Genomic DNA, 229 nt, shown 5'->3' with positions numbered 1-229 from the left:
AACCGTGCCGTCTTTTAAGCTGATGCGGTTGGCGCCCTGCGTCAAAGAGAGCGTGTTGGCCTGAATCTTTCCGTTTAATTCCGTCGCCCGGCTGATGATATCGACATAATCTGTCGCCTTGCCCTCCAGCCCTTTGCCGCCAATGGTAATCTGGCCTTGTTTAACTTCCAACGCTTCCAGCGCACCCTGTTTGTCAAACTGGGGTTTACCGGTGGTCAGGGTTGCACTG

Annotated in this window: 1 protein-coding gene; it reads right to left on the bottom strand. The window is 54.1% G+C overall.

The genetic code is table 11. The features are described 5' to 3' along the window. A partial coding sequence (locus ABR397_RS24110) for a hypothetical protein (protein WP_350307888.1) occupies positions 1 to 229 on the bottom strand: 229 nt, incomplete at both ends.

This window comes from Photorhabdus viridis, assembly GCF_040256935.1.
GTDB classification, from domain to species: domain Bacteria; phylum Pseudomonadota; class Gammaproteobacteria; order Enterobacterales; family Enterobacteriaceae; genus Photorhabdus; species Photorhabdus viridis.
Note: the sequence above shows the minus strand (reverse complement) of the source record. Positions and strands in the feature narration are given on the sequence as shown.